Below are 21,111 nucleotides of genomic sequence, written 5' to 3' on the forward strand. Positions count from 1 at the left end.
GGTACCCCTTTAAAAAAATTTTTTATTATGGCAATTTAAAGGGCGGCCCCCCCCCCCCCCCGCAGCTTGGCCTGCAATGGTCATATTGAACAGCGCGACATTACGCCTGTTTTCTGCCAAACCTGCCACGTCCTTGGCCAGGCCAACAGGGCAGTTTAACACTGCTTCATATTTCTGCACCGCGTCCCCGTATCTGGTGGCGTGCTTGCCGTGGTTTTAGGACACTGCATTCGCAGCATCTTGACATACAGTCAGTCGTGGTGCCGATTTCGAACGATTGTAGCGTTCAGGACATAGCTTTTGGACAGTGGCCGCATGTGGGCCTTATCATGGACTTGACGCCTGCGGGCACCCTTTCGCAAGCCAAACTGTGCTGTGCGACATGTCAGGCGCAGCCAGTCGTCTGCCAACTTGTTTCCGGTGCGGTGCCGCCAGAACCGGCAGATCGTCATGGATGCGGGAACACGTCTAGTCGCGCGCCACGATTGTTTGGCCGTCGGCCAGTGCGCTGCCGGGATAAAGCACCACCATCGCGCCCTTGTCCAGCCCCGTCAGAACCTCTGCCTGACCTGCGGCCTGACGACCGATTTCTACGCGCCGATGTCGCGCCCTACCCGCATCGACCACAAAGACCGCCCAGCCATCACCATCACGGAACAGGGCTGCTTGCGGGACCCGCACAAGGTCATCTGCATCCCAGATAATCAGCCGGACATGCACGCGGAACCCGTCACCCAGCCCTTTGCGATCCTCTGGCGGGCTTAGCAAGTCGAGTCGCACGCGCACGCGCTGCTCTTCAATCCCGAGTGCCGAGACGCGGGTAAAGGCCGCAGGATCAACGCGCCGCAACTGCGCGCTCAGAACGCCTTCGCCACCCCAACGCTCGACAATTGCGCGCGCACCATCGGGAACGCGGACCGCATCAGTGGACAGAAGGTCAAGCTCGATCTCCATCTCGTCCAGATTGCCAATAGTCAGAAGCGGGCCGCCTGCCTGAACGAACCGCGCACTCTGGTCGCTGACCTCCAGCACGATGCCGCTTTGCGGGGCCAGTAACTGGACGCAGCATGCGCCGGGTTCGGCGTCAGGGTCATACAGCGCTTGCGGACCCAGCAATTGCGCCTGTGCGCGGGCCAGCGCGGCGTATTTCAGATCAAGCTGTGAGCGTGCTGCATCCAGGGTCTGCTGTGCTGCAAGATGTGCGACTTCGATATCTTCCAGCATGCGAAGGGGAATTGTGCCGCCATCAGCAAGGGTGCGGGCACGTTCCAACTGCAATTTGGAATGCTCCAGCCCACTTTCCGCCTGACGCAGATTGCTTTGCGCCACCGCGATTGCGGCCTGCGCCTCGGCCACGGCGGCTTCGGCCTGCGCACGGGCGCGGGCATCCATCAATGCGGGGTCTGCGGGCTGGATCACGGCCACCACCGTTTCACCGGCGATCACCTGATCCCCCACCTCGACGGGCGAACGCGTGGTCGCACCAGTGATCGGGGCCGTAATGGCATAGGGGTTGCGCACGCGCGTCACACCTTGTGCAACGATCACCCCCTGCATCGGGCCGCGCGTCACCATCGCCAGATCGACCGGCATGGGCTGCGGCCAGAGTGCCCAGACCAGCGCCGCCGTCACCCCCGCGCCGGCCAGCCCCAACCCCAGTTTGCGCATCACGCCCATTGTTCTTCCCCCATCAGTCGCGCGCCTTCAGTGCCGTTGCCAGATCAACCCGGTCCAGCCTGCGACGCACCATCAAAACTGAACCCAGCGCGGCGATGAACACGGCCAGTGCGGCCAATGAAAAGGTGCGGCGGGTTATGTGGAATGGAATCTGGAACATATCCGTCGACATCGCCTCGACCAACCCCAGTGCAAGCCAATAGCCCGCAGCCCAGCCCAGTGGGATGGCCAGCGTCGTGAGCAGCATGATCTCTCCCACCAGCACATATCCGACTTCTGCGCGGCTGAAACCCAGAACGCGCAGGCTGGCCAATTCATAGCTGCGTTCCGACAATTGGATCCGCGCGGCATTATAGACCACACCAATCGCAATCAGAACCCCGATCAGCGTGTAAAGGCCGACCATCGTCAGCAGGTTTTCACTAAGCGTTGCGTCGAATTGTCGGCGCACCTCGGCCCAGTCCATCAGCCCGGCGATTGCCGGTGTTGTCTTTATCGCGGTGTTCAAATCCTCCATCCGGTCGGACTGGACGGCCAGATGGATCACGTTAATCTGTGCGGCGCTGTCCATCGCGGCAAACAGGGCCGGCGCAGAGATATGGGCCTCTTGCCCCATGCCCTGCGCAATGACCTCGACCACCGGCAGTGTCAGGACAATGCGCGGCGCCGTCAGCATTTCAATCCGCAGGTGCTGACCGGTCCTGATATCGAGCGCGCGGGCCAGCATTTCAGGCAGGATCACGCCGTCTTGGGCGGGCACGATGACGCGGCCGACATCATCAACAAGTTGCGCCAATTCGGCTTCGGGGAAATGGCCCTGAAGCGCTGTCAACCGACTGCGGTGGCCGTAGGATGCCTGCACTGGTATCGCATATGCCCCCTCGGCGCGCATCACACCGGGCAGTGACAAGGCATCTTGCACGGCCTGTTCGGTCTGAGCATGCGCCAACACCAGCGTGACGTGTTGGCGATTGGCTTGCTGAAACATACTGTCTGCGAGGCGGTCCACGGCGTCGAACATGGAATAGCTCATTACCAGCACCCCGACCGATGCTGCGACCCCAAACAGTGTGATCGCTGCGCGACCGGGCCAGCGGGTGATGGAACGGAAGATCATCATTGTGGTCTGTCGGAACTGAAATCGTGTCATCATGCGGTCCGCTATGCCGCGCGAAAAACGCGGGGGTGCGGGCGGTTGCATCGCTTCCGCCGGGGGCAGTTTCAGCGCAGACCACACTGCCCGAAGCCCCCCCAGAAAAGCCGTCGCCATGCCCAGCACCGCCGAGATGACCAGTGCCTGCGTCCCCAAGTCGCGGATGATGAAGGGGAAGCGGAAGAAATCGCCATAAAGCTTGATCAGGGCGTCGGCGATCCACCAGCCAAGCACCCAACCCGCCAACACCCCGATAACCCCGATCAGCGCTGCAAGCATCAGGTAATGCCCAGCAATTTCGCGGCGTCCATAGCCCAGCGCCTTCATCAGTCCGATCTGCGCGCGTTGCATCGCGATCAGGCGGCCCAGAACCATATTGACCAGAAATGCCGCGACGATCAGAAAAATCGGCGGCAGATAAGCGGCCATCGCCCCAAGCTGGCTTAACTCGCCGTTCAAGAATGCATGCGAAACTTGACGGTCGCGCCCGTAAGCGCCAGTGCCGCCAAACGGGTCCAGAAGCCGGTCAAGCGCTGCAATTGCGGCACGTTCGTCACCGTCACGGGTCAGGCGCAGCGCGATGTCATTGATCGCGCCGCTCATGTTCATCGCGGCGGCGGCGGCGGCCTCGTTCATCCAGATCACGCCGAATCGGCGGTCATCGGGCATCATCGCACCGGGGGGAATGGTATAGATGAATTCAGGGCTCAGGACCCAGCCTGTCACCGTCAAGCTGCGCAACTGGCCATTGAGCACCCCGCGAAGGCTGGAGCCAGGGATCAGTCCGTGAATTTCGCCAAAGCTCTCGGCCAAGACCACCTCATCGGGACTGTCCGGGTCTGGCAATCTGCCGCGACGCAGCAACGGCATGTTCAAGCCCGGCCCAGTGGCGGGCAAGGATAGGATGCGGCCTGTTGCCGGTTCGTCCATGCCGTCAATGTCGAGGACGGCCTGAAAGCTGATCCGCCCTTCGGCCTGCGCCACGCCGGGGATCAGGGCTGCGGCTTGCACCACATCGGTTGGCGCCCGCCTGACCCCTGCAAACACATCGGCGAAGCGGTGACGCTCGTAATAGGCGGCTCGCGTCTGGATCAGGGTCGTTTGCGTCGCCTGTGCCCCGACCAATACCATCACCCCGCACCCCAGCACCAGCGCGATGGCCAGCGTTTGCGCCCAGATCCCGCGCAGATCGCGCAGCAGTTTGCGGTCAAGCGCTTTCACCAGTTGACCTCGGATGGCAGGACGCGCGCAGCATTCACTTCATCACGGATGATGCGCCCGTCGGCCAGAACCACCACCCGGTGCGCAATACGCTGAATGCTGGCGTTATGGGTAATAAGCACCGTCGCGGTGCCCAGATCACGATTGACCTCGTGCAGGGCTTCCAGAACTTGGATGCCGGTCTTGCTGTCCAGCGCGCCCGTGGGTTCGTCGCACAATAACACATCAGGACGCTTGGCGATGGCACGCGCTATGGCGACGCGCTGCTGCTCTCCTCCGGACAATTCGGCGGGGAAATGGTCCAGCCGATGGCCAAGGCCAACGCGTTCAAGGGCCTCCTCGGGGGTCATCGGGTCGCTGGCGATTTCGGTCACAAGCGCGACATTCTCGCGTGCGGTCAGGCTTGGAACAAGATTATAGAATTGAAATACAAACCCCACATGATCCCGCCGGAAGGCGGTCAGTTGCTGATCTTTGGCCTGCGTCAATTCCGTGTTGCGAAAGAACACGCGCCCGCCAGATGGCAGATCAAGCCCGCCAAGGATATTGACCAGCGTGGACTTGCCCGAGCCCGAAGCGCCCAGCAGCACCACCATCTCGCCCTCGGACAAGGACAGATCAACCCCACGCAGGGCCCAGACCTCCACCGTCCCGGTTCGATAAACCCGGGTCACGCCCTCGGTCCGAAAGACCGGTAAAGTGCGGTTGTCTTGTAGCATGAACGAAGCATACGGATGTTCAGCCACTTTACAAATGACAGAGGTCAAAAGCTTCGATTTTGCCCTTGCTTCCCAAACCCGCAACTAAAGAATCTGATATGGATCCAGAAGAAGCGCGGTTGGGTCTTTTTTGCTGTGTGTTCTCCTTGCTCGCTTGCGCAACCTTGAAACGATCGGCGGTTTTGAACCTGCCGCGATGCGTTGCTGCGCTGCGCCCGAGCGGCTGCCCGATAGGTTTTAGAATGAAGTAAGATGTAGGCGGATAGGGTTGACGCGCTGATGCTTGTGGGCGGGTCGGCCTTTGGGCGTCATGCATGCAGCCGTGTGGTTGACGAATAGAGGGTGGCCAACCGTGGCTTCCAATTGGGAAATGCCGTGGTGCCGATCCCCACAGCGGGCACAGTGGCGCAATTCACGGACATAAGATTGCTGATTGGGGTATCGCAAACGCGAACACCACAATTGCGATCATTGCGACGGATGCGCCCCTTGTTTCAAGGAATTCGATCTTGCCGACACAGGCTGGATAGAACATGCTAAAAGGTGTGTCCTTGCGCCGGGGGGGGAAGTGGCCTGACGGCGGCGCGGCTTAGCGCTGCGGCATTAACTGGAAGCGGACACTCGCCTTCCCATCAAGAACGTCCTTCTACGCTGTCAAAAGCGCCATCTGCACATCGAACAGTCGCAGCCCTGATCCCCGGCGTGGCGGTCTGGATGATGGGTCTGGCCCAGATCGACGGTGGGGTGCTTGCCCTACCCGTAAGTGTTAAGGCAGTCGCGGCGGAGGATATCCGCCCGACCGCCACGGCCTGAAGTAGCTTGCGGGCTGCCAACACTTGGGTCGCCCTGGCCGAGGTTCAGCGAGAGGTGATCTGGCCCCATCCTGATCTGGAAGCAGACCCCCTGATCCCTGTCGAAACCGAAATGCTGCGAATAGACGCTGCCGATGACGAACTTGCGCTGGCACAGTCGCAGGCCGATCTTGCAGCACGCGCCACGCTTCTGGCCCGCCGCACAGTTGCAGACTTGGAAAGCACCCTGTGACTGATCTGGGCGCGTTGTCTTCAACCGCGCTGTGTCGACAACCCGGCTGGCCACACTGAGAGGCCTGACGCCCGTCCGATCGAAGAGCGCGCTTAGCGCGTGTCGCGTTCATTCGAATTCACGCGACCGAACCTAACCTTATGTTATAGAATGTCTTTTTGTGCAAAACCGGTTTCCACTTTTGCGCAAAAAGACATGCTATGAAGTCGTAGATAACGCTTGCCAAACAGAGGCCCCTTTCCACGCTTCGCGGCTAACCCAGCATGTGGCGCAACGTGTCCTGCACTTTCAGCAAGGGTGGCAGAAACTTCTGGCGCAAATCCTCCGGTGATGCACGCGCTGCAGAGACGCCGATATTCACAGCGGCGATCACTTTCTTTCGCGCGGAATAGATGGGAACAGCGATGGACCGCAGCCCGGTTTCGATTTCCTGATCGTTGACAGCGTAGCCTGCCGCACGCACTTCGGCCAAGTGCTGCAAAATCGCCTGCGGTTCTGTCAGCGTAAACTGCGTGCGGGCCGGAAGTGGCATGACACCCAGCAGATGCACGGCGTGGTCATGGGGCAGATGCGCCAACAGAACCCGCCCCATACTGGTGCAGTAAGCTGGCAGGCGCGATCCTGGCATCAGGGCGATCGACATGACTTTTTGCTGGGCGGCGCGCGCCACATAGACGATTTCAGCACCGTCAAGGATTGATACCGAAGAACTCTCTCCGATGTCGTCTGACAGCGCATCAAGAAAGGGCTGGACCAGTTGGGGCAAGGGCATCGTGGCCAGGCAGGCGGTGCCCAGCCGCAGAACACGCGGTGTCAGGGTGAAATATTTACCATCCCAGTCAGCATAGCCCTGTTGCGCCAGTGTCAGCAGGCAGCGCCGCGTTGTGGCGCGATCCAGCCCTGCGGCGCTGGCGGCATCTGCAATCGACTGGCGCGGGCGATCGGCTGTGAAGGTTTCGATCACCGCCAGCCCTTTGGCCAATCCAGTCATCGTGTCGCGGGCGGTGATCTTCATGGCGTCTCCAGTGTGCGTTATAGTAACAAAAATGCATTATCGCACAAACGACATTTACGGCAAGCCCTGCGCTGCCTATGCAGGGGCTTGAAAGACTGCAGTTCACATATTTGCGGAAAGGGTTGCCATGGACAAAACGGTCGCAGATCTGGCCACAGCGGTTGCAGGAATCGCTGATGGCATGACAGTTATGATCGGCGGGTTTGGCGGGGCGGGCGCACCAATCGAATTGATCCATGCGCTGATCGACCGCTACCGCGCCACGGGCCATCCGACCAACCTGACAGTGGTGAACAACAATGCCGGCAATGGCCATATCGGCCTGGCCGCCTTGATCGAGGCGGGGATGGTTGCCAAGCTGATCTGCTCCTTCCCGCGATCGGCCGACCCTGTTGTGTTTTCGCAGCGCTATCTGGCCGGTGAAATCGACTTGGAACTGGTCCCGCAGGGCACTTTGGCGGAACGTATCCGCGCGGGCGGCGCAGGTATTCCGGCGTTTTACACGCCAACATCCTATGGCACCGATCTGGCGAAGGGCAAACCTGTCGAAACCTTCGACGGGCGCCCCTATGTGCGGGAACGCTGGCTGAAGGCGGATGCCGCCCTGATCAAGGCCGAAGCGGCTGACCGTTACGGAAATCTGGTGTATCGGGCGGCGGCGCGGAATTTCAACCCGCTTATGTGCATGGCCGCACAAGAAGCGATTGTGCAGGTCAGCCACATGTTGCCCGCTGGCGAGCTTGACCCCGAGGCGATCATTACGCCGGGAATTTTTGTTCAGAAGGTCGTTGTTGTCGCTGATCCGCAGCAAGAAGAACTGCTGAACCGCGCCAAAGCCGCCTACCCACTGGAGAGCTGAACCATGGACAAATTGTCGAACAACCAGATTGCATGGCGCGCGGCACAGGATATCGCGGATGGTGCTTATGTGAACCTTGGCATTGGCTTTCCCGAAAAGGTTGCGCAATTCCAGCCGCCGGGCCGCGAGGCGATTTTTCACACCGAAAACGGCATTTTGCATTTCGGGTCAGCCCCGGCGCCAGGTCAGGAAGACTGGGACATCATCAACGCTGGCAAAAAGGCGGTTACAATTCGACCGGGCACTGCGTTTTTTCATCATGCCGACAGTTTTGCAATGGTGCGCGGCGGGCATCTGGATGTGGCGATCCTTGGGGCCTATGAGGTTGCCCAGAACGGCGATCTGGCGAATTGGTCCACGGGGCCAAAAGGTGTGCCCGCTGTGGGCGGTGCCATGGATCTGGTGCATGGCGCCAAGCGCGTCGCCGTGATCACCGATCATGTCACCAAGGATGGACGGCCCAAACTGGTTGAACACTGCACCTTGCCATTGACCGGCGTTGCCTGTGTGACCCGCGTTTACACCAGTCTTGCCGTGATCGACATTGTCGACGGGCGGTTTGTGCTGCGCGAAAAATTGCCATCGCTGTCGCTGGCGGACTTGCAGGCGGTTACGGGGGCCGAACTGGCGGTTCCTGGCCCCGTCACTGATTTGGTTGCCCCGGAGGTTTGACATGCGCGAAGCATTCATCTGCGATTATATCCGCACCCCGATTGGTCGTTTTGGCGGCGGCTTGTCATCGGTGCGTGCCGACGATCTGGGTGCGGTCCCACTGCGCGCGCTGATGGCGCGCAATGCCGCGCTGGACTGGGATGCGGTCGATGACGTGATTTTCGGCTGCGCCAATCAGGCGGGCGAGGATAACAGAAATGTTGCGCGCATGTCGTTGTTGCTGGCGGGTTTGCCGATGGGCATTGGCGGCACCACGATAAACCGCCTGTGCGGGTCAGGCATGGATGCGGTGCTGACTGCCGCACGGGCCATCAAGGCAGGCGAGGCCGATTTGATGATCGCAGGCGGCGTCGAAAGCATGAGCCGCGCGCCCTTCGTCATGCCAAAGGCGGAATCAGCCTTTTCGCGCGCGGCTGAAATTCATGACACCACAATTGGCTGGCGGTTTGTCAATCCGCAGATGCAAGCACTGTATGGCGTTGAGTCCATGCCCCAGACGGGCCAGAACGTCGCTGATGAGTTCGGCATAACCCGCGAGGCTCAGGATGCGATGGCGCAGCGCTCGCAGGACAAGGCGGCACAAGCGCAGGCCAGTGGCCGACTGGCGCAGGAAATCACGCCCGTCAAGGTTGCGCAGCGCAAAGGTGACCCGCTGCTTGTGGAGCGTGATGAACACCCCCGCGCGACAACGCCGGAAGCGCTGGCAAAGCTGAAGCCACTATTTGCTGGTGGTTCGGTCACGGCTGGAAATGCCAGCGGCGTCAATGACGGGGCCGCTGCGCTGATCGTGGCCAGTGCCGATGCGGTCGCAAAACATGGACTGACACCACTGGCGCGTGTTCTGGGCGGGGCTGTGGCAGGGGTTGCGCCGCGGATCATGGGCATTGGCCCCGCGCCCGCATCTGAAAAGCTGATGGCAAGGCTTGGTCTGGGTCAGGCTGATTTTGATGTCATCGAACTGAACGAGGCTTTCGCCAGTCAGGGCCTTGCGACGCTGCGACAGTTGGGCATCGCCGATGATGACCCCCGCGTGAACCCGCATGGCGGCGCTATCGCACTTGGCCATCCGCTGGGCATGTCGGGGGCGCGTATCACCGGCACCGCCGCGCTGGAACTGAAAAACAGGGCTGGCCGCCGCAGCCTTTCGACGATGTGTATTGGCGTTGGCCAAGGAATTGCCATCGCGTTGGAAAGGGTCTGAGGTATTCGTGCGGCTTTTGGCGGGCATGGGCAAGGCCGGGGCGGGGTTGAACGACCGTGCCCTTACAAGGGGCCGCGCAAGGCTGGGGGCAGCGTGGCAACGGGCTGGAAAATATCGCTTTAGCAGACGGTCCAGCGCATGGACGGCGTTCTTGGCGGTGTTCTTTGGCCCGCATGTCCACGGCACCTGGGCATTCCCGCACGCCCCGCAAGGTTGCCAAATGCAGCGCAAGGTCCTGCGTTTTGCCTGTGGACCCGGCGGCAGTGTCGTCAGTCCGATCTAGGTTCTGGCGGCGACCTTCCGACTGTAGCCTAGCAGTTTGTCCATAAGGTTCTGGCCCACCGGGTGGTTGCTGCGGTCGCAGAATTCCTGCCACACCGCCCCATAAGGCAAATCGCGCGCTTCCTCTTGCAGGATCAGCCGGTTGGAATAATCAAGCGCATCTTCTGCGGCACGCAAGTCCGGCCATGGTTGCAACAACGCGCGCAGCAGCGCCTTTTGGGTGTTGCGCGTTCCAATGACCCAGGCTGCGGTGCGGCTGATGGTGGCATCAAAAAAATCCAGCCCGATGCGGGTGCGCCCCAGCAAATCAGCACTGACAAGCTCATGCGCCATGGCCAGAACATCATCATTCAACGTCACCACATGGTCGCTGTCCCACCGCATGGGCCGCGAGACGTGAAGCAGCACTTCATCCACCGACAGCGCCACGGCAGACAGCTTGTCGGCCACTGATTCAGTGGGGTGGAAATGCCCCATGTCCAGACACAGCATCAGCCCCTTGCGAATGGCATAGCCCATGTAGAATTCATGACTGCCGATTGTGCAGGCTTCAACCCCGATGCCGAACAGTTTGGATTCCACAGCGTCGCGCATATGGTCCCGCGGCAACGGTTTTTCCAGCATCCGGTCCAGCGATTGTTCCAGCCTGCGGCGCGCCGCCATGCGGTCGGCGGGGGTGTCCTTGTAGCCATCGGGCACCCAGATATTATTGGCCGCCGATGACCCAAGCGCGGCCCCCATGCCCGCAGCAATTTCGCGCGCGCGCAGGCCATGTTCCACCCAGAAATCACGGATACCCGCGTTGGGGTGGCTAAGCGTCAGGTTGTCATCAGCCTTGGGATGGGCAAAAAAGGTGGGGTTGAAATCCAGCCCCAAACCCTGATCGCGCGCCCAGTCCACCCACGGCGTAAAATGTGCCAGTTCAATTTCGTCCCGGTCAGGGGTTTGGTCCGTATCCAGATAGCAGGCGTGCAGGTTCAGCCGGTGCCGCCCCGGAATAAGGCCAAAGGCAAATTCCAGATCATCGCGCAACTCATCGGGCGTGCGCGCGCGGCCAGGGTGGTTGCCCGTGGCTTGAATGCCCCCGCCCGAACTGGCGTCCAGCCTTTCAAACCCGCGGACATCATCGCCCTGCCAGCAATGCACCGAAATGGATATGTCCGACAGCCGTGCAAGGGCCGCTTCGGTATCGACCCCCCATTCGGCAAACTGGTCTTGCGCGTGTTTATACTGTGTCATGCCCGCCCCCTTAGCGCGTGAACGCCTGAACATTGCCCGCATCGACATTCAGAATGTTGCCCGTCGATTTGGACGACAGATCGGATGCAAGGAAATAGGCCGCTTCGGCAATGTCTTCGGGCAGAACCGACCGCTTGAGCATGGAGCGTTGGCGATACATCTCTTCCAGCCCGTCCTTGTCGGTGCCGTAGGTGTTGGCGCGCTGGTCCAGCCATTCGCCGGACCATATCTTTGACCCGCGCAGCACGGCATCGGGGTTGACGACATTCACGCGAATGCCCGCCTCGGCGCCTTCCAGTGCCAGACAGCGCGCAAGGTGGATTTCGGCAGCCTTCGCTGTGCAATAGGCCGCTGCATTGGGCGACGCTGCCAACCCGTTCTTGGACGCCACAAAAACAATGGCGCCCCCCATGCCCTGCGCGCGCATCAGGCGGAACGCTTCGCGGCTGACAAGGAAATACCCTGTCGACAGGATGTCCATGTTGCGGTTCCATAGCGCAAGGCTCGTCTCCTCTATCGGGGCGCTGGATGCGATTCCGGCATTCGACACCAGAATATCCACCCCGCCAAATTCCACCGCCATGCGCGCATATGCGGCCGCAACACTGTCTTCGCGGGTGACATCCATTGCGACTGCGCGCACCACATCCGCGCTGAACATGCCGACAAGTTCCGCATGGGTGCGCGCCAATGCGTCCGCGTCAATATCTGCCAACACGACGCAAGCGCCTTCGCGCAGATAGCGTATGGCCGTGGCAGCCCCGATCCCGCCAGCCCCGCCGGTGACCAGCGCCACGCGCCCGGCCAGCGATTTGGGCTTTGGCAGGCGCTGCAGCTTCGCTTCTTCCAGCAACCAGTATTCAATATCGAACGCTTCCTGTTCGGGCAGCCCCACATAAGTGCTGACACTGGACGCGCCGCGCATGACATTGATGGCATTGACGTAAAATTCGCCCGAAATGCGCGCAGTCGCCTTGTCCTTGGCGAAGCTGATCATGCCTACGCCGGGAACAAGGAAAATCACGGGGTTCGGGTCGCGCATGGGGGGCGAATTGTCCCGTTTGCAGCGGGTATAATAGGCGCTGTAATCCTGGCGATATGCGGCAATCTGTGCGGACAAACCGTCAAGCGTGGCCACCGGATCACCCGTCGCAGGGTCGAAATCGACGACCAGCGGGCGGATTTTGGTGCGCAGGAAATGATCGGGGCAGGACGTGCCAAGGGCCGCAAGCGCGGGCATGTCATGCGCATTCACAAATTCCAGAACGGCGGCGCTGTCGTCAAAATGGCCGACCATATGGTGGTGCCCTGACACCTGTCCCCGAATGGCAGGCATAAGCTGCGCGGCAATCGCGCGCCGCGCATCCGCGTCCAGCGATGTGTGCTGCGCCCCGCCAAACATCGCTTTGCCTGCTGTCTGGCCATCGAACCAGTCCATCGCCTGCTGGATGATGCGCAATGTCAGATCATAGCAGTCCTGCGCATCATCGGCCCATGTGAACAATCCGTGGCTTTCCAGAATCACCCCCTTCGCGTCAGGGTTCTTTTCGCAGAATTCTGACAACCAAAGGCCCAGTTCGAAACCGGGGCGCCGCCATGGCAGCCAGCCGATTTCGTCGCCGAAAATCTGTTGTGTCAGGGCGCGAGAATCCTGCGACGCTGCGATGGCAATGATCGCGTCGGGGTGCATATGGTCGACATGGGTATGGGGGACATAGGCGTGCAGGGGCGTGTCGATGGATGCCGCGCGCGGGTTCAGGTTGAAGGTGCAATGCGGAAGGTAGCCCACCATCTCGTCCTCGTGGTCCGGACCACGATAAAGCCCCTTCAGCGCTTCCAGTTTGTCCATATACAGCGTGGCAAACCCATCCATCTTGATGGACCCCACATCCCCGCCCGACCCCTTCACCCACAGCACGCGGACCTGTTCGCCGGTCAGCGGGTCGGGTTGCATAACCTTGGCTGATGTATTGCCGCCGCCGTAATTGGTGATGCGCTTGTCTGCGCCCAGCAAGTTGGACCGATACAGCAGCTTTTCAGGTTCCGACATGGGCGCGGCGCGGGCAGCATCCCATCCGTTTTCCAGCCTGTTCGCAGGGGTTTTGGTCATTCTGTCCTCCAAGGGCATGCAGGCTGGTGACCCAGCAGTTGTGCAGAAATTGTCAGAGGATGGGACTATGTGTCAATCATAAATAATCAAAAGCAATCATATTGCACTGCAGCATGATTGATTTTGCAAAAAAATGATTGACACTATGGGGAATGTGCCGCAGCATTTTCCCGAATACGGAGGGTGGAATGCACGAAAAAGAACGTCATCGAATCATTCTGTCAGCCGTGCAGGACCGCCCGGTGGCATCGGTTGTGGACCTGTGCAACCTGACCGGCGTGTCCGAAGCGACGATCCGGCGTGATATTGCAACGCTGCATGTTCAAAAAAAGCTGCGGCGCGTTCGTGGCGGTGCCGAAGCACTGTCGCCGCCGCAATTCGTGGGGCTGGCGGGGCGGCCCTTCGCGGTGAACCAGACGATACGCATCAAGCAAAAACAGGCGATTGCGCGTGCGGCGGTGGCATTGTGCGAGGATGGTGACCCCATCATCATTAATGGGGGCACAACCACATTCCAGATGGTGCACCCGCTGGCGACGCGGCGGATGCAGGTTTTCACCAACTCTTTCCCGATTGCCGAACACCTGCTGCATCATTCCAAGAATACGGTCATGCTGTCGGGTGGCGTGATCTACCGCGAACAGAACATCATCCTGTCCCCTTTCGACAATGACGTAACACGCAATTTCTATGCGCGCCGCATGTTCATGAGTGCGCATGGGCTGGGCCCGCTGGGGTTGATGGAGGCCGACCCGCTGCTGATTCAGGCCGAACAAAAGCTGATCGGGCAGGCAGATGAATTGGTCGTTCTTGTGGACAGCGCGAAGTTCAAGGCGCGCTCCAGCCTTATCCTGTGCCCCTTGGCGCGCATACACACAGTTATCACTGATGACGGCATTACCGACAAAACAGCGGCGATGCTGGAATCGGCGGAAATCAGGCTGATCGTGGCGGAAACCGCCGCAAGCAGACTGCAAGAGGATGAGGCGGCATCCTGAACCCGCCAGACAGATTTGCGAACTTTAGGGAGGAGACTCGCATGAAACGTAGAATTTTCACAACCTTCGCGGCCAGCCTTGGCCTTGCAGCCGGCCTGATGGGCACAACCGCCATGGCGCAGGATGATCCGGTGCGCATTGCGCTGGTGGTCAAGGCGCTGGGCATCGGCTTCTTTGAGGCGGCCAATGAGGGCGCACAGGAAGCAGCGGCAGAACTTGGCAATGTCGAGATCATCTATACCGGCCCCACGGACACCACTGCCGAAGGCCAGATTGAAGTCATCAATTCGCTGATTGCGCAACGTGTTGACGCAATTGCCGTGTCGGCCAATGACACGGACGCACTTGTTCCCGCGCTGCGCCGCGCCATGGACCGCGGGATTACTGTCATCAGCTGGGACAGCGGTGTTGCCCCCGAAGGGCGGCAATTGCACCTGAACCCATCGTCGAATGAATTGATCGGCGGCATGATCATTCGTCTGGCAGCCGACCACATGCCCGATGGCGGCAAGGTGGCGCTTTTGTCGGCCACCACAACCTCGACCAACCAGAATATCTGGATCGAGGAAATGAACAAAGTCATGGACCAATATCCCAATATCGAAGTTGTGGGCACTGTTTACGGCGATGATCTGGCCGATAAATCCTACCGCGAGGCAACGGGTTTGATGCAGACCCACCCCGATTTGAATGCCATCATCGCGCCCACATCAGTGGGCATTGTGGCGGCTGCGCGCGCGGTCGAGGATGCGGGCAAGGTGGGTCAGGTGAATGTCACGGGCCTGGGGCTGCCGTCTGAAATGGCGGGCGCGATTGAATCAGGCGCATCACAGTCCTTTGCGATCTGGAACCCCATCGATCTGGGCTATTCCGCCGCCTATCTGGCCTATTCGCTGGCAACCGGCGCGGCCGAAGCAGGGCCGGGCGCGGAAATCCCGATGGGGCGCATGGGCACATTGACGCTGGATGAAAATTCCGAAGGGGCCATGGCCGACCCGTTCATTTATGACGCGTCAAATATCGAAGAGTTCAAGGACATCTTCTGATCCCTGAACGCAAACTCTGCCCCGGCGGTGTCGGGGCAGTCGGTTTTGATGGAAATTCCCATGATTGCAGACACTGCTACAGGTTCGGGTGCCCATGCGCAGGCCGAGAGTGCGCCCGTTCTGGCGCTGGACGGGATCACCAAGGTGTTTCCCGGCGTCAAGGCGCTGGCAGAAGTGCAGTTGCGCCTGTATCCCGGTCAGGTCACGGCGCTGGTGGGGGAAAACGGCGCGGGCAAATCCACTGTCGTCAAGATATTGACGGGCATTTACCAGCCAGATGGCGGTGACATCATCCTTGATGGCCAGCCCGTCCGGTTTCCAACCGCGCAAGCCGCCGCGCAGGCAGGTGTCAGCGCCATCCATCAGGAAACAGTGCTGTTTGATGAATTGACTGTGGCCGAGAATATCTTTCTTGGGCACGCGCCGCGCACGCGCTTTGGCCTGATTGACACAGCCGCAATGCAGGCGCGCGCCGCTGAAATATTGTCGCAAATCGGCGCGGCATTCGACCCTGCCTTGCGCCTGCGTGATCTGGGGATTGCCAAGAAGCACCTTGTTGCGATAGCCCGTGCATTGTCGGTGGATGCGCGTGTGGTCATCATGGATGAACCCACCGCCGCGCTGTCACATAAGGAAATTCTGGAACTTTATGATCTGGTCGAAAAGCTGAAGGCGCAGGGCAAGGCAATCTTGTTCATCAGCCACAAGTTTGATGAGATTTTTCGCATCGCGGACCGCTACACCGTCTTTCGTGACGGGCAGTTCATAGCCGAAGGCGCGATTGCCGATATCCGTGAAGGGGAGCTGGTCCAAATGATGGTCGGGCGGTCGGTTGACCAGATTTTCCCAAAACGCACCCCAATGGGTGGCACAGAGATTCTGCGGGTGGTGGGTTATGATCACCCGACTGAATTTGCCGACATCAATTTCACCCTGCATCGTGGCGAAATCCTTGGCTTCTACGGGCTGGTCGGCGCGGGCCGGTCCGAGGTGATGCAGGCGCTGTTTGGCATTACCAAACCGTCCAAGGGTGCTGTGCGGATTGATGACAAGGTGCGCATCATCCGCTCGCCCGCTGATGCGGTGCGCGAGGGTATTGTTTACGTGCCCGAAGACAGGGGCAGGCAGGGCGCAATCACTGCGCTGCCGATTTTCCAGAATGTCACGCTGCCATCGCTGAAACGCACGTCACGCAATGGTTTCCTGCGACTGGCGCAGGAATTTCGTCTGGCGCGCGACTATACCAGCCGTCTGGACTTGCGCGCGGCGTCACTGGACACGGAACTGGGCACGCTGTCGGGCGGAAACCAGCAAAAGGTTGTCATCGCAAAATGGCTGGCCACCCGGCCCAAGGTCATCATTCTGGACGAACCGACCAAGGGCATTGATATCGGGTCCAAGGCGGCTGTGCATGACTTCATGGCCGAACTGGCCGCAGATGGACTGGCCGTAATTATGGTCAGTTCCGAAATTCCAGAAATTCTGGGCATGTCCGACCGCGTGATTGTCATGCGTGAAGGGCGGATTGTCGATACACTGGAAGGGGACGCCATGACGCCCGAAAACCTTGTGCGCCGCGCGGCAGGCATTGCTGAAGGGGGGGCGCCATGATCTTGCGCCTTATTGCGACGCGCGAAGCCATCCTATCGGGGGCCATTGTGGTGCTGTTGGCTGTGATCTATACCCGTTTTCCGGCGTTTGTTGCGCCCGACAACCTGATCCGGGTGTTCAATGACACATCGCCGCTGATCCTGCTGGCCATCGGGCAGATGATTGTCATTCTGACGCGCTGCATTGATCTGTCGGTGGCGGCCAATCTGGCGCTGACAGGAATGGTTGTGGCCATGCTGAACGTGGCCATGCCGGAATTGCCGATTGCGGTGATACTGCTGGTCGCGGTCTGTTTCGGGGCCATGCTGGGCATGGTGAATGGTGTTCTGGTCTGGAAGCTGCAAATCCCGCCCATTGTGGTGACGCTGGGCACGATGACCATCTTTCGCGGCCTTGTGTTTGTTATCAGCGAAGGGCGCTGGATCAACAGCCACCAGATGAGCGCTGCGTTCAAGGCATTCCCCCGCAGCACCATACTGGGCCTGCCGATGCTAAGCTGGTTTGCCATTCTGGCCGTGGGTCTGTTCATTCTGGTGATGAACCGCACGACGCTGGGCCGCGCATTCTATGCGGTCGGCGGCAACCCGCATGCGGCCACCTACACGGGGCTGGATGTCGGGCGCACGCAATTCTGGGCCTTCACCATTTCGGGCGCGCTGGCGGGGTTGACGGGCTATTTGTGGGTGTCGCGCTTCGGGGTGGCCTATGTCGATATTGCAGGCGGGTTCGAGTTGGACGTGGTCGCGGCCTGTGTGATTGGCGGCATTGCCATCGCGGGCGGCGTCGGCACGGTCACGGGCGCGCTGCTGGGCGCGCTGTTTCTGGGGGTGATCAAGAATGCGCTGCCAGTGGTGAATATCTCGCCCTTCTGGCAGATGGCGATTTCGGGCGCGGCAATCATCATCGCGGTGGGCTTCAACGCAAGATCGGGCCGCGAGAAGGGGCGCATCATCCTGAAACGAGCCGAGGGTGTGACATGAATGAAAGCCGCATCATCCCCGATCGTCTGCAATCACCCTGGGCGCGGCGGCTAAAAAGCTGGGAAAGCCTGCTGCTTGTGGTGGCGGTGGCAATCTTCTTCCTGAATTCAATGGCCAGCCCGTGGTTTCTGGACCCGTGGAACCTGTCGGACGCGACATTCAACTTTACCGAAAAAGCGATGATCGCTTTTGCCATGGCCCTGCTGATTATCTCAGGCGAGATTGATCTGTCCGTGGCGTCGATCATCGCGCTTGCGTCAACCGCGATGGGGTTTGCAGTGCAAATGGGCTTTGGCACGCCTGCGCTGGTGTTGATTGGGCTTGGGGTCGGGCTGCTATGCGGGGCATTTAACGGGGTGCTGGTCACGCGGTTTGGTCTGCCGTCCATTGTGGTGACCATCGGCACCATGAGTCTGTTTCGCGGCATCAGCTATATTGTATTGGGCGATCAGGCATTTCGGGGCTATCCGGCGGATTTCGCATTTTTCGGACAGGGCTACGTCTGGTGGGTGATTACATTTGAACTGGCGCTGTTTGCCATTCTCGCAGTCATTTTCGGGATTATCCTGCACAAGACGAATTTTGGCCGCGCGGTCTATGCGATTGGCAATAACCCGGTGGGCGCCGCATTTTCGGGCATCCGCGTCGCGCGGGTGAAATTCATCCTGTTCCTGATGACAGGGCTGATGTCGGGGGTGGCGGCGGTTTGTCTGACGTCGCGCCTTGGGTCCACGCGCCCTTCCATCGCAATGGGGTGGGAGTTGGAGATTGTGACCATGGTTGTGCTGGGCGGCGTCAGCATCCTTGGGGGGGCGGGCACCATTCCGGGCGTGGTGCTGGCGGCCTTTATCATGGGGTTGGTGACTTTTGGGCTGGGGTTGTTGAATGTGCCGGGGATTGTGATGTCGATTGTCATCGGGGTGTTGCTGATCTCGGTCATCGCCCTGCCGCGCCTGTGGGAAAAATGGAAACGCCGCTGATGGAAAAATACGCGTTCAAGATGCAACTTAACGCGGGCATGGAAGCGGACTACAAGCGCCGCCATGATGAAATCTGGCCCGAGCTTGTCGCGCTGCTGAAAGATGCAGGTGTCAACGATTATTCCATCCATCTGGACCCCGACACCGGCATCCTGTTCGGTGTCTTATGGCGCGCTGAAAACCACCGCATGGATGATTTGTCCGCCCATCCCGTTATGCAGCGCTGGTGGGCGCATATGGCGGACCTGATGCACACCAACCCCGATGCATCGCCCGTGGTCACGCCTTTGCAGCCCATGTTCCACATGCCATGAGTGCGATTGCCGTCATTGATATTGGCAAGACCAACGCCAAGCTTGCACTGGTGGACCCGGACTCGCTGGATGAAATTGCAGTTCTGACGCGCCCGAACACTGTGTGCCCCGGCCCGCCATGGCCACATTTCGACACTGAAGGACACTGGCGGTTTCTGCTGGACGGTTTGCGCGACCTGAACGCACAGCACCCGGTTTGCGCCATTTCCATTACCACACACGGGGCTTGTGCGGCCTTGCTGGATGCGCGCGGTGAACTGGCCGCGCCGATCCTTGATTACGAGTATACCGGCCCTGACACCTGCCGCAGCGCCTATGACAAATTGCGCCCCCCCTTTACACAAACCGGCAGTCCGCGGCTGGGTGCGGGGCTGAACCTTGGTGCGCAGCTGTTCTGGCAATTCCAGACCCGGCCCGAACTGGCCGCGCGCGTCAGGCATGTTGTCACATACCCCCAATACTGGGGCTATCTGCTGACGGGAAACATGGCCTGCGATGTCACATCGCTGGGGTGCCACACGGATTTGTGGAATATTGCCAGCGGTGCCCCTTCCGATCTGGTTGCGCGCCTTGGTTTGGGGGACAAACTGGCCCCGATCCGCGCCCCAAGTGACACATTGGGGGTGCTGCGCCCGGACATCGCGGCACGCACGGGGCTTGCGCCCACCACGCCGGTTTGTTGCGGTATACATGATTCCAACGCGTCGCTTATGCCCCATCTGATGACACAATCGGCACCTTTCGGCGTGGTGTCGACGGGAACATGGGTTGTTGCAATGGCTGTCGGCGCTGCGCCGGTCGAACTGGACCCGCATCGGGACATTTTGGTGAATGTGAATGCTTTTGGTGCGGCGGTTCCGTCAGCGCGGTTCATGGGCGGGCGCGAATATGATTTGGCATTGGGCGGGGCTGGCGGAACAGTCACGCCTTTAGCAATGGAACAGGCCTTGTCCGGGGGCCCCATGCTGTTGCCTGCGGTTGTGTCCGGCAGCGGGCCGTTTGCCCATGAACGCAGTCGGTGGATAGGGACCCAAGAGCCAGCGTTGGGAAGTGACCTGCGCGCCGTTGCCGTCAGTTTCTACCTTGCGCTGGTCACGTCAGAATGCCTGCGTCTTGTTGGCCAGCGCGGTTCCCTGATTGTTGAGGGGCCTTTTGCCGGAAATATGGCCTATCTTGCCATGCTGAAGGCCGTGACAAACGCTGATGTCCTGCACGCAGAAGGTCAGACAGGCACCAGTCAGGGCGCGGCCATGCTTTGCGGACCAGCCCCGAAAACGCGAACCGGGTCTGTGGCAATCTCACCGGAGATCGCGGCGCGCTGCAAGGCCTATAGCCAACGCTGGCGGGCAGCGCTTGGCGCGTTGTCGGGCTGAATTTGCACTGAAACTCCATCAGATTTTTGAAAAGGGTTCCGATCGGGCCGCGTGGCGGTCATCGCACATGGCAGGTTTTGCGGCATCTGGGCAGTGCCCGCCATCGGTATGGGCCGAAGGCGGTGTTTCAGCCATGTTTGTTCAACCGATTTGCGCTGACGGGAAAAAGTTGACGTAATGTGCCAGAAGTTATCAGGTATATGATATATTTACCATCTAGTATGACAAAATACTTCTACGGGTGGATGACTGGCCGGCGCGCCGCAGGGTCTTGCTGCTGCGCCAAATGGGGGTCACCCGCAATCCACAGGCCCGCAATCCACAAGAATGAAAATGGACATTTTGACGATCAAACAAGCGCTCGGCGCGGGGCTTCCTTCCCTGTCACGCCATTTTGGTGCCGCATTGGGCAGAAGGTCGTGGCTCTTCGCAGGGTCTGAACGCGGTGGCGATGGGGTGGCCTTCATGTATGCCCTCATCATGACGGCAAAAATGAACGATATCAACCCGCAGGCATGGATGGCCGATGTCCTTGCGCGGTTGCCGGATACGCCCGTGTCGCGCGTGCATGAATTGCTTTCTTGGAACTGGAAGGCCCGATACATGGCTTAGGCAGC

The 21,111-nt window shown here is 60.0% G+C and carries 17 protein-coding genes and 1 pseudogene; 12 read left to right on the forward strand and 6 right to left on the reverse strand.

From position 1 onward, the window contains the following. Positions 1 to 468 precede the first annotated feature (468 nt). The 3 genes from ACTZWY_RS16880 to ACTZWY_RS16890 are packed head-to-tail and all read right to left on the reverse strand — an operon-like array spanning position 469 to position 4,770. The gene (locus tag ACTZWY_RS16880) at positions 469 to 1,677 is read right to left on the reverse strand and encodes an efflux RND transporter periplasmic adaptor subunit (RefSeq protein WP_444791879.1); all 1,209 of its coding nucleotides are present in this window, start codon (positions 1,675 to 1,677) and stop codon (positions 469 to 471) included. A 13-nt stretch (positions 1,678 to 1,690) separates the two neighbouring features. After that, the gene (locus ACTZWY_RS16885; protein WP_444791880.1) at positions 1,691 to 4,051 is read right to left on the reverse strand and encodes an ABC transporter permease; all 2,361 of its coding nucleotides are present in this window, start codon (positions 4,049 to 4,051) and stop codon (positions 1,691 to 1,693) included. Beyond that, positions 4,048 to 4,770: an ABC transporter ATP-binding protein gene (locus ACTZWY_RS16890; RefSeq protein ID WP_444791881.1), complete on the reverse strand. Its 723-nt coding sequence runs from the start codon at positions 4,768 to 4,770 to the stop codon at positions 4,048 to 4,050. The genes ACTZWY_RS16885 and ACTZWY_RS16890 overlap by 4 nt, the downstream gene beginning before the upstream one ends. A gap of 819 nt (positions 4,771 to 5,589) precedes the next feature. Here ACTZWY_RS16890 and ACTZWY_RS16895 point away from each other — a divergent pair. Then, complete coding sequence (locus ACTZWY_RS16895) at positions 5,590 to 5,814, forward strand: hypothetical protein (protein ID WP_444791882.1); 225 nt, start codon at positions 5,590 to 5,592, stop codon at positions 5,812 to 5,814. 253 nt (positions 5,815 to 6,067) lie between these two features. Here ACTZWY_RS16895 and ACTZWY_RS16900 read toward each other — a convergent pair whose 3' ends face one another. Beyond that, a complete protein-coding gene (locus tag ACTZWY_RS16900) occupies positions 6,068 to 6,829 on the reverse strand; it encodes an IclR family transcriptional regulator domain-containing protein (RefSeq protein WP_444791883.1) in 762 nt (253 codons plus the stop codon). 127 nt (positions 6,830 to 6,956) lie between these two features. Here ACTZWY_RS16900 and ACTZWY_RS16905 point away from each other — a divergent pair, with 127 nt between their 5' ends. Genes ACTZWY_RS16905 through pcaF form a run of 3 tightly spaced genes read left to right on the forward strand, consistent with a single transcriptional unit; the run spans position 6,957 to position 9,561 of the window. Next, positions 6,957 to 7,688, forward strand: coding sequence for a 3-oxoacid CoA-transferase subunit A (locus tag ACTZWY_RS16905; protein ID WP_444791884.1), 732 nt, complete (start codon positions 6,957 to 6,959; stop codon positions 7,686 to 7,688). Between the two features lie 3 nt (positions 7,689 to 7,691). Then, positions 7,692 to 8,360, forward strand: a complete 669-nt coding sequence (locus ACTZWY_RS16910) for a 3-oxoacid CoA-transferase subunit B (RefSeq protein WP_444791885.1) — start codon at positions 7,692 to 7,694, stop codon at positions 8,358 to 8,360. A 1-nt stretch (position 8,361) separates the two neighbouring features. Continuing rightward, complete coding sequence (gene pcaF, locus ACTZWY_RS16915; RefSeq protein ID WP_444791886.1) at positions 8,362 to 9,561, forward strand: 3-oxoadipyl-CoA thiolase; 1,200 nt, start codon at positions 8,362 to 8,364, stop codon at positions 9,559 to 9,561. A gap of 279 nt (positions 9,562 to 9,840) precedes the next feature. On the opposite strand, the gene ACTZWY_RS16920 is transcribed toward pcaF, so the two are convergent. Together ACTZWY_RS16920 and ACTZWY_RS16925 are read right to left on the reverse strand one after the other, a co-directional pair. Further along, a complete protein-coding gene (locus ACTZWY_RS16920; RefSeq protein ID WP_444791887.1) occupies positions 9,841 to 11,082 on the reverse strand; it encodes an L-rhamnose isomerase in 1,242 nt (413 codons plus the stop codon). Positions 11,083 to 11,092: 10 nt separating this feature from the next. Continuing rightward, positions 11,093 to 13,192: a bifunctional rhamnulose-1-phosphate aldolase/short-chain dehydrogenase gene (locus ACTZWY_RS16925; protein WP_444791888.1), complete on the reverse strand. Its 2,100-nt coding sequence runs from the start codon at positions 13,190 to 13,192 to the stop codon at positions 11,093 to 11,095. A gap of 188 nt (positions 13,193 to 13,380) precedes the next feature. Between ACTZWY_RS16925 and ACTZWY_RS16930 the strand changes: the two genes are divergently transcribed. From ACTZWY_RS16930 to ACTZWY_RS16965, 8 genes and pseudogenes are all read left to right on the forward strand, one after another. Further along, positions 13,381 to 14,190, forward strand: coding sequence for a DeoR/GlpR family DNA-binding transcription regulator (locus ACTZWY_RS16930; RefSeq protein ID WP_444791889.1), 810 nt, complete (start codon positions 13,381 to 13,383; stop codon positions 14,188 to 14,190). A gap of 41 nt (positions 14,191 to 14,231) precedes the next feature. Continuing rightward, positions 14,232 to 15,236, forward strand: a complete 1,005-nt coding sequence (gene rhaS / locus ACTZWY_RS16935; protein ID WP_444791890.1) for a rhamnose ABC transporter substrate-binding protein — start codon at positions 14,232 to 14,234, stop codon at positions 15,234 to 15,236. 60 nt (positions 15,237 to 15,296) lie between these two features. After that, on the forward strand, positions 15,297 to 16,847 hold the full coding sequence (locus ACTZWY_RS16940; RefSeq protein WP_444791891.1) for a sugar ABC transporter ATP-binding protein: 1,551 nt from the start codon (positions 15,297 to 15,299) through the stop codon (positions 16,845 to 16,847). After that, on the forward strand, positions 16,844 to 17,827 hold the full coding sequence (locus tag ACTZWY_RS16945; RefSeq protein ID WP_444791892.1) for an ABC transporter permease: 984 nt from the start codon (positions 16,844 to 16,846) through the stop codon (positions 17,825 to 17,827). The genes ACTZWY_RS16940 and ACTZWY_RS16945 overlap by 4 nt, the downstream gene beginning before the upstream one ends. Next, on the forward strand, positions 17,824 to 18,807 hold the full coding sequence (locus tag ACTZWY_RS16950; protein ID WP_444791893.1) for an ABC transporter permease: 984 nt from the start codon (positions 17,824 to 17,826) through the stop codon (positions 18,805 to 18,807). Before ACTZWY_RS16945 ends, ACTZWY_RS16950 begins: the two co-directional genes overlap by 4 nt. Beyond that, entirely contained in the window at positions 18,807 to 19,121 is a 315-nt protein-coding gene (rhaM, locus tag ACTZWY_RS16955; protein ID WP_444791894.1) for an L-rhamnose mutarotase, read from the forward strand. The genes ACTZWY_RS16950 and rhaM overlap by 1 nt, the downstream gene beginning before the upstream one ends. Next, positions 19,118 to 20,494 carry an FGGY-family carbohydrate kinase gene (locus ACTZWY_RS16960; RefSeq protein ID WP_444791895.1) on the forward strand — a complete coding sequence of 459 codons (1,377 nt, stop codon included), beginning with the start codon at positions 19,118 to 19,120 and terminating at the stop codon, positions 20,492 to 20,494. The genes rhaM and ACTZWY_RS16960 overlap by 4 nt, the downstream gene beginning before the upstream one ends. Before the next feature lie 396 nt (positions 20,495 to 20,890). Further along, positions 20,891 to 21,106 (forward strand): annotated as a pseudogene (locus ACTZWY_RS16965) (transposase domain-containing protein); the annotation flags it as partial. Between the last annotated feature and the right edge of the window lie 5 nt (positions 21,107 to 21,111).

Origin of the sequence: Roseinatronobacter sp. NSM, assembly GCF_052379845.1 — a bacterium.
Lineage (GTDB): Bacteria > Pseudomonadota > Alphaproteobacteria > Rhodobacterales > Rhodobacteraceae > Roseinatronobacter.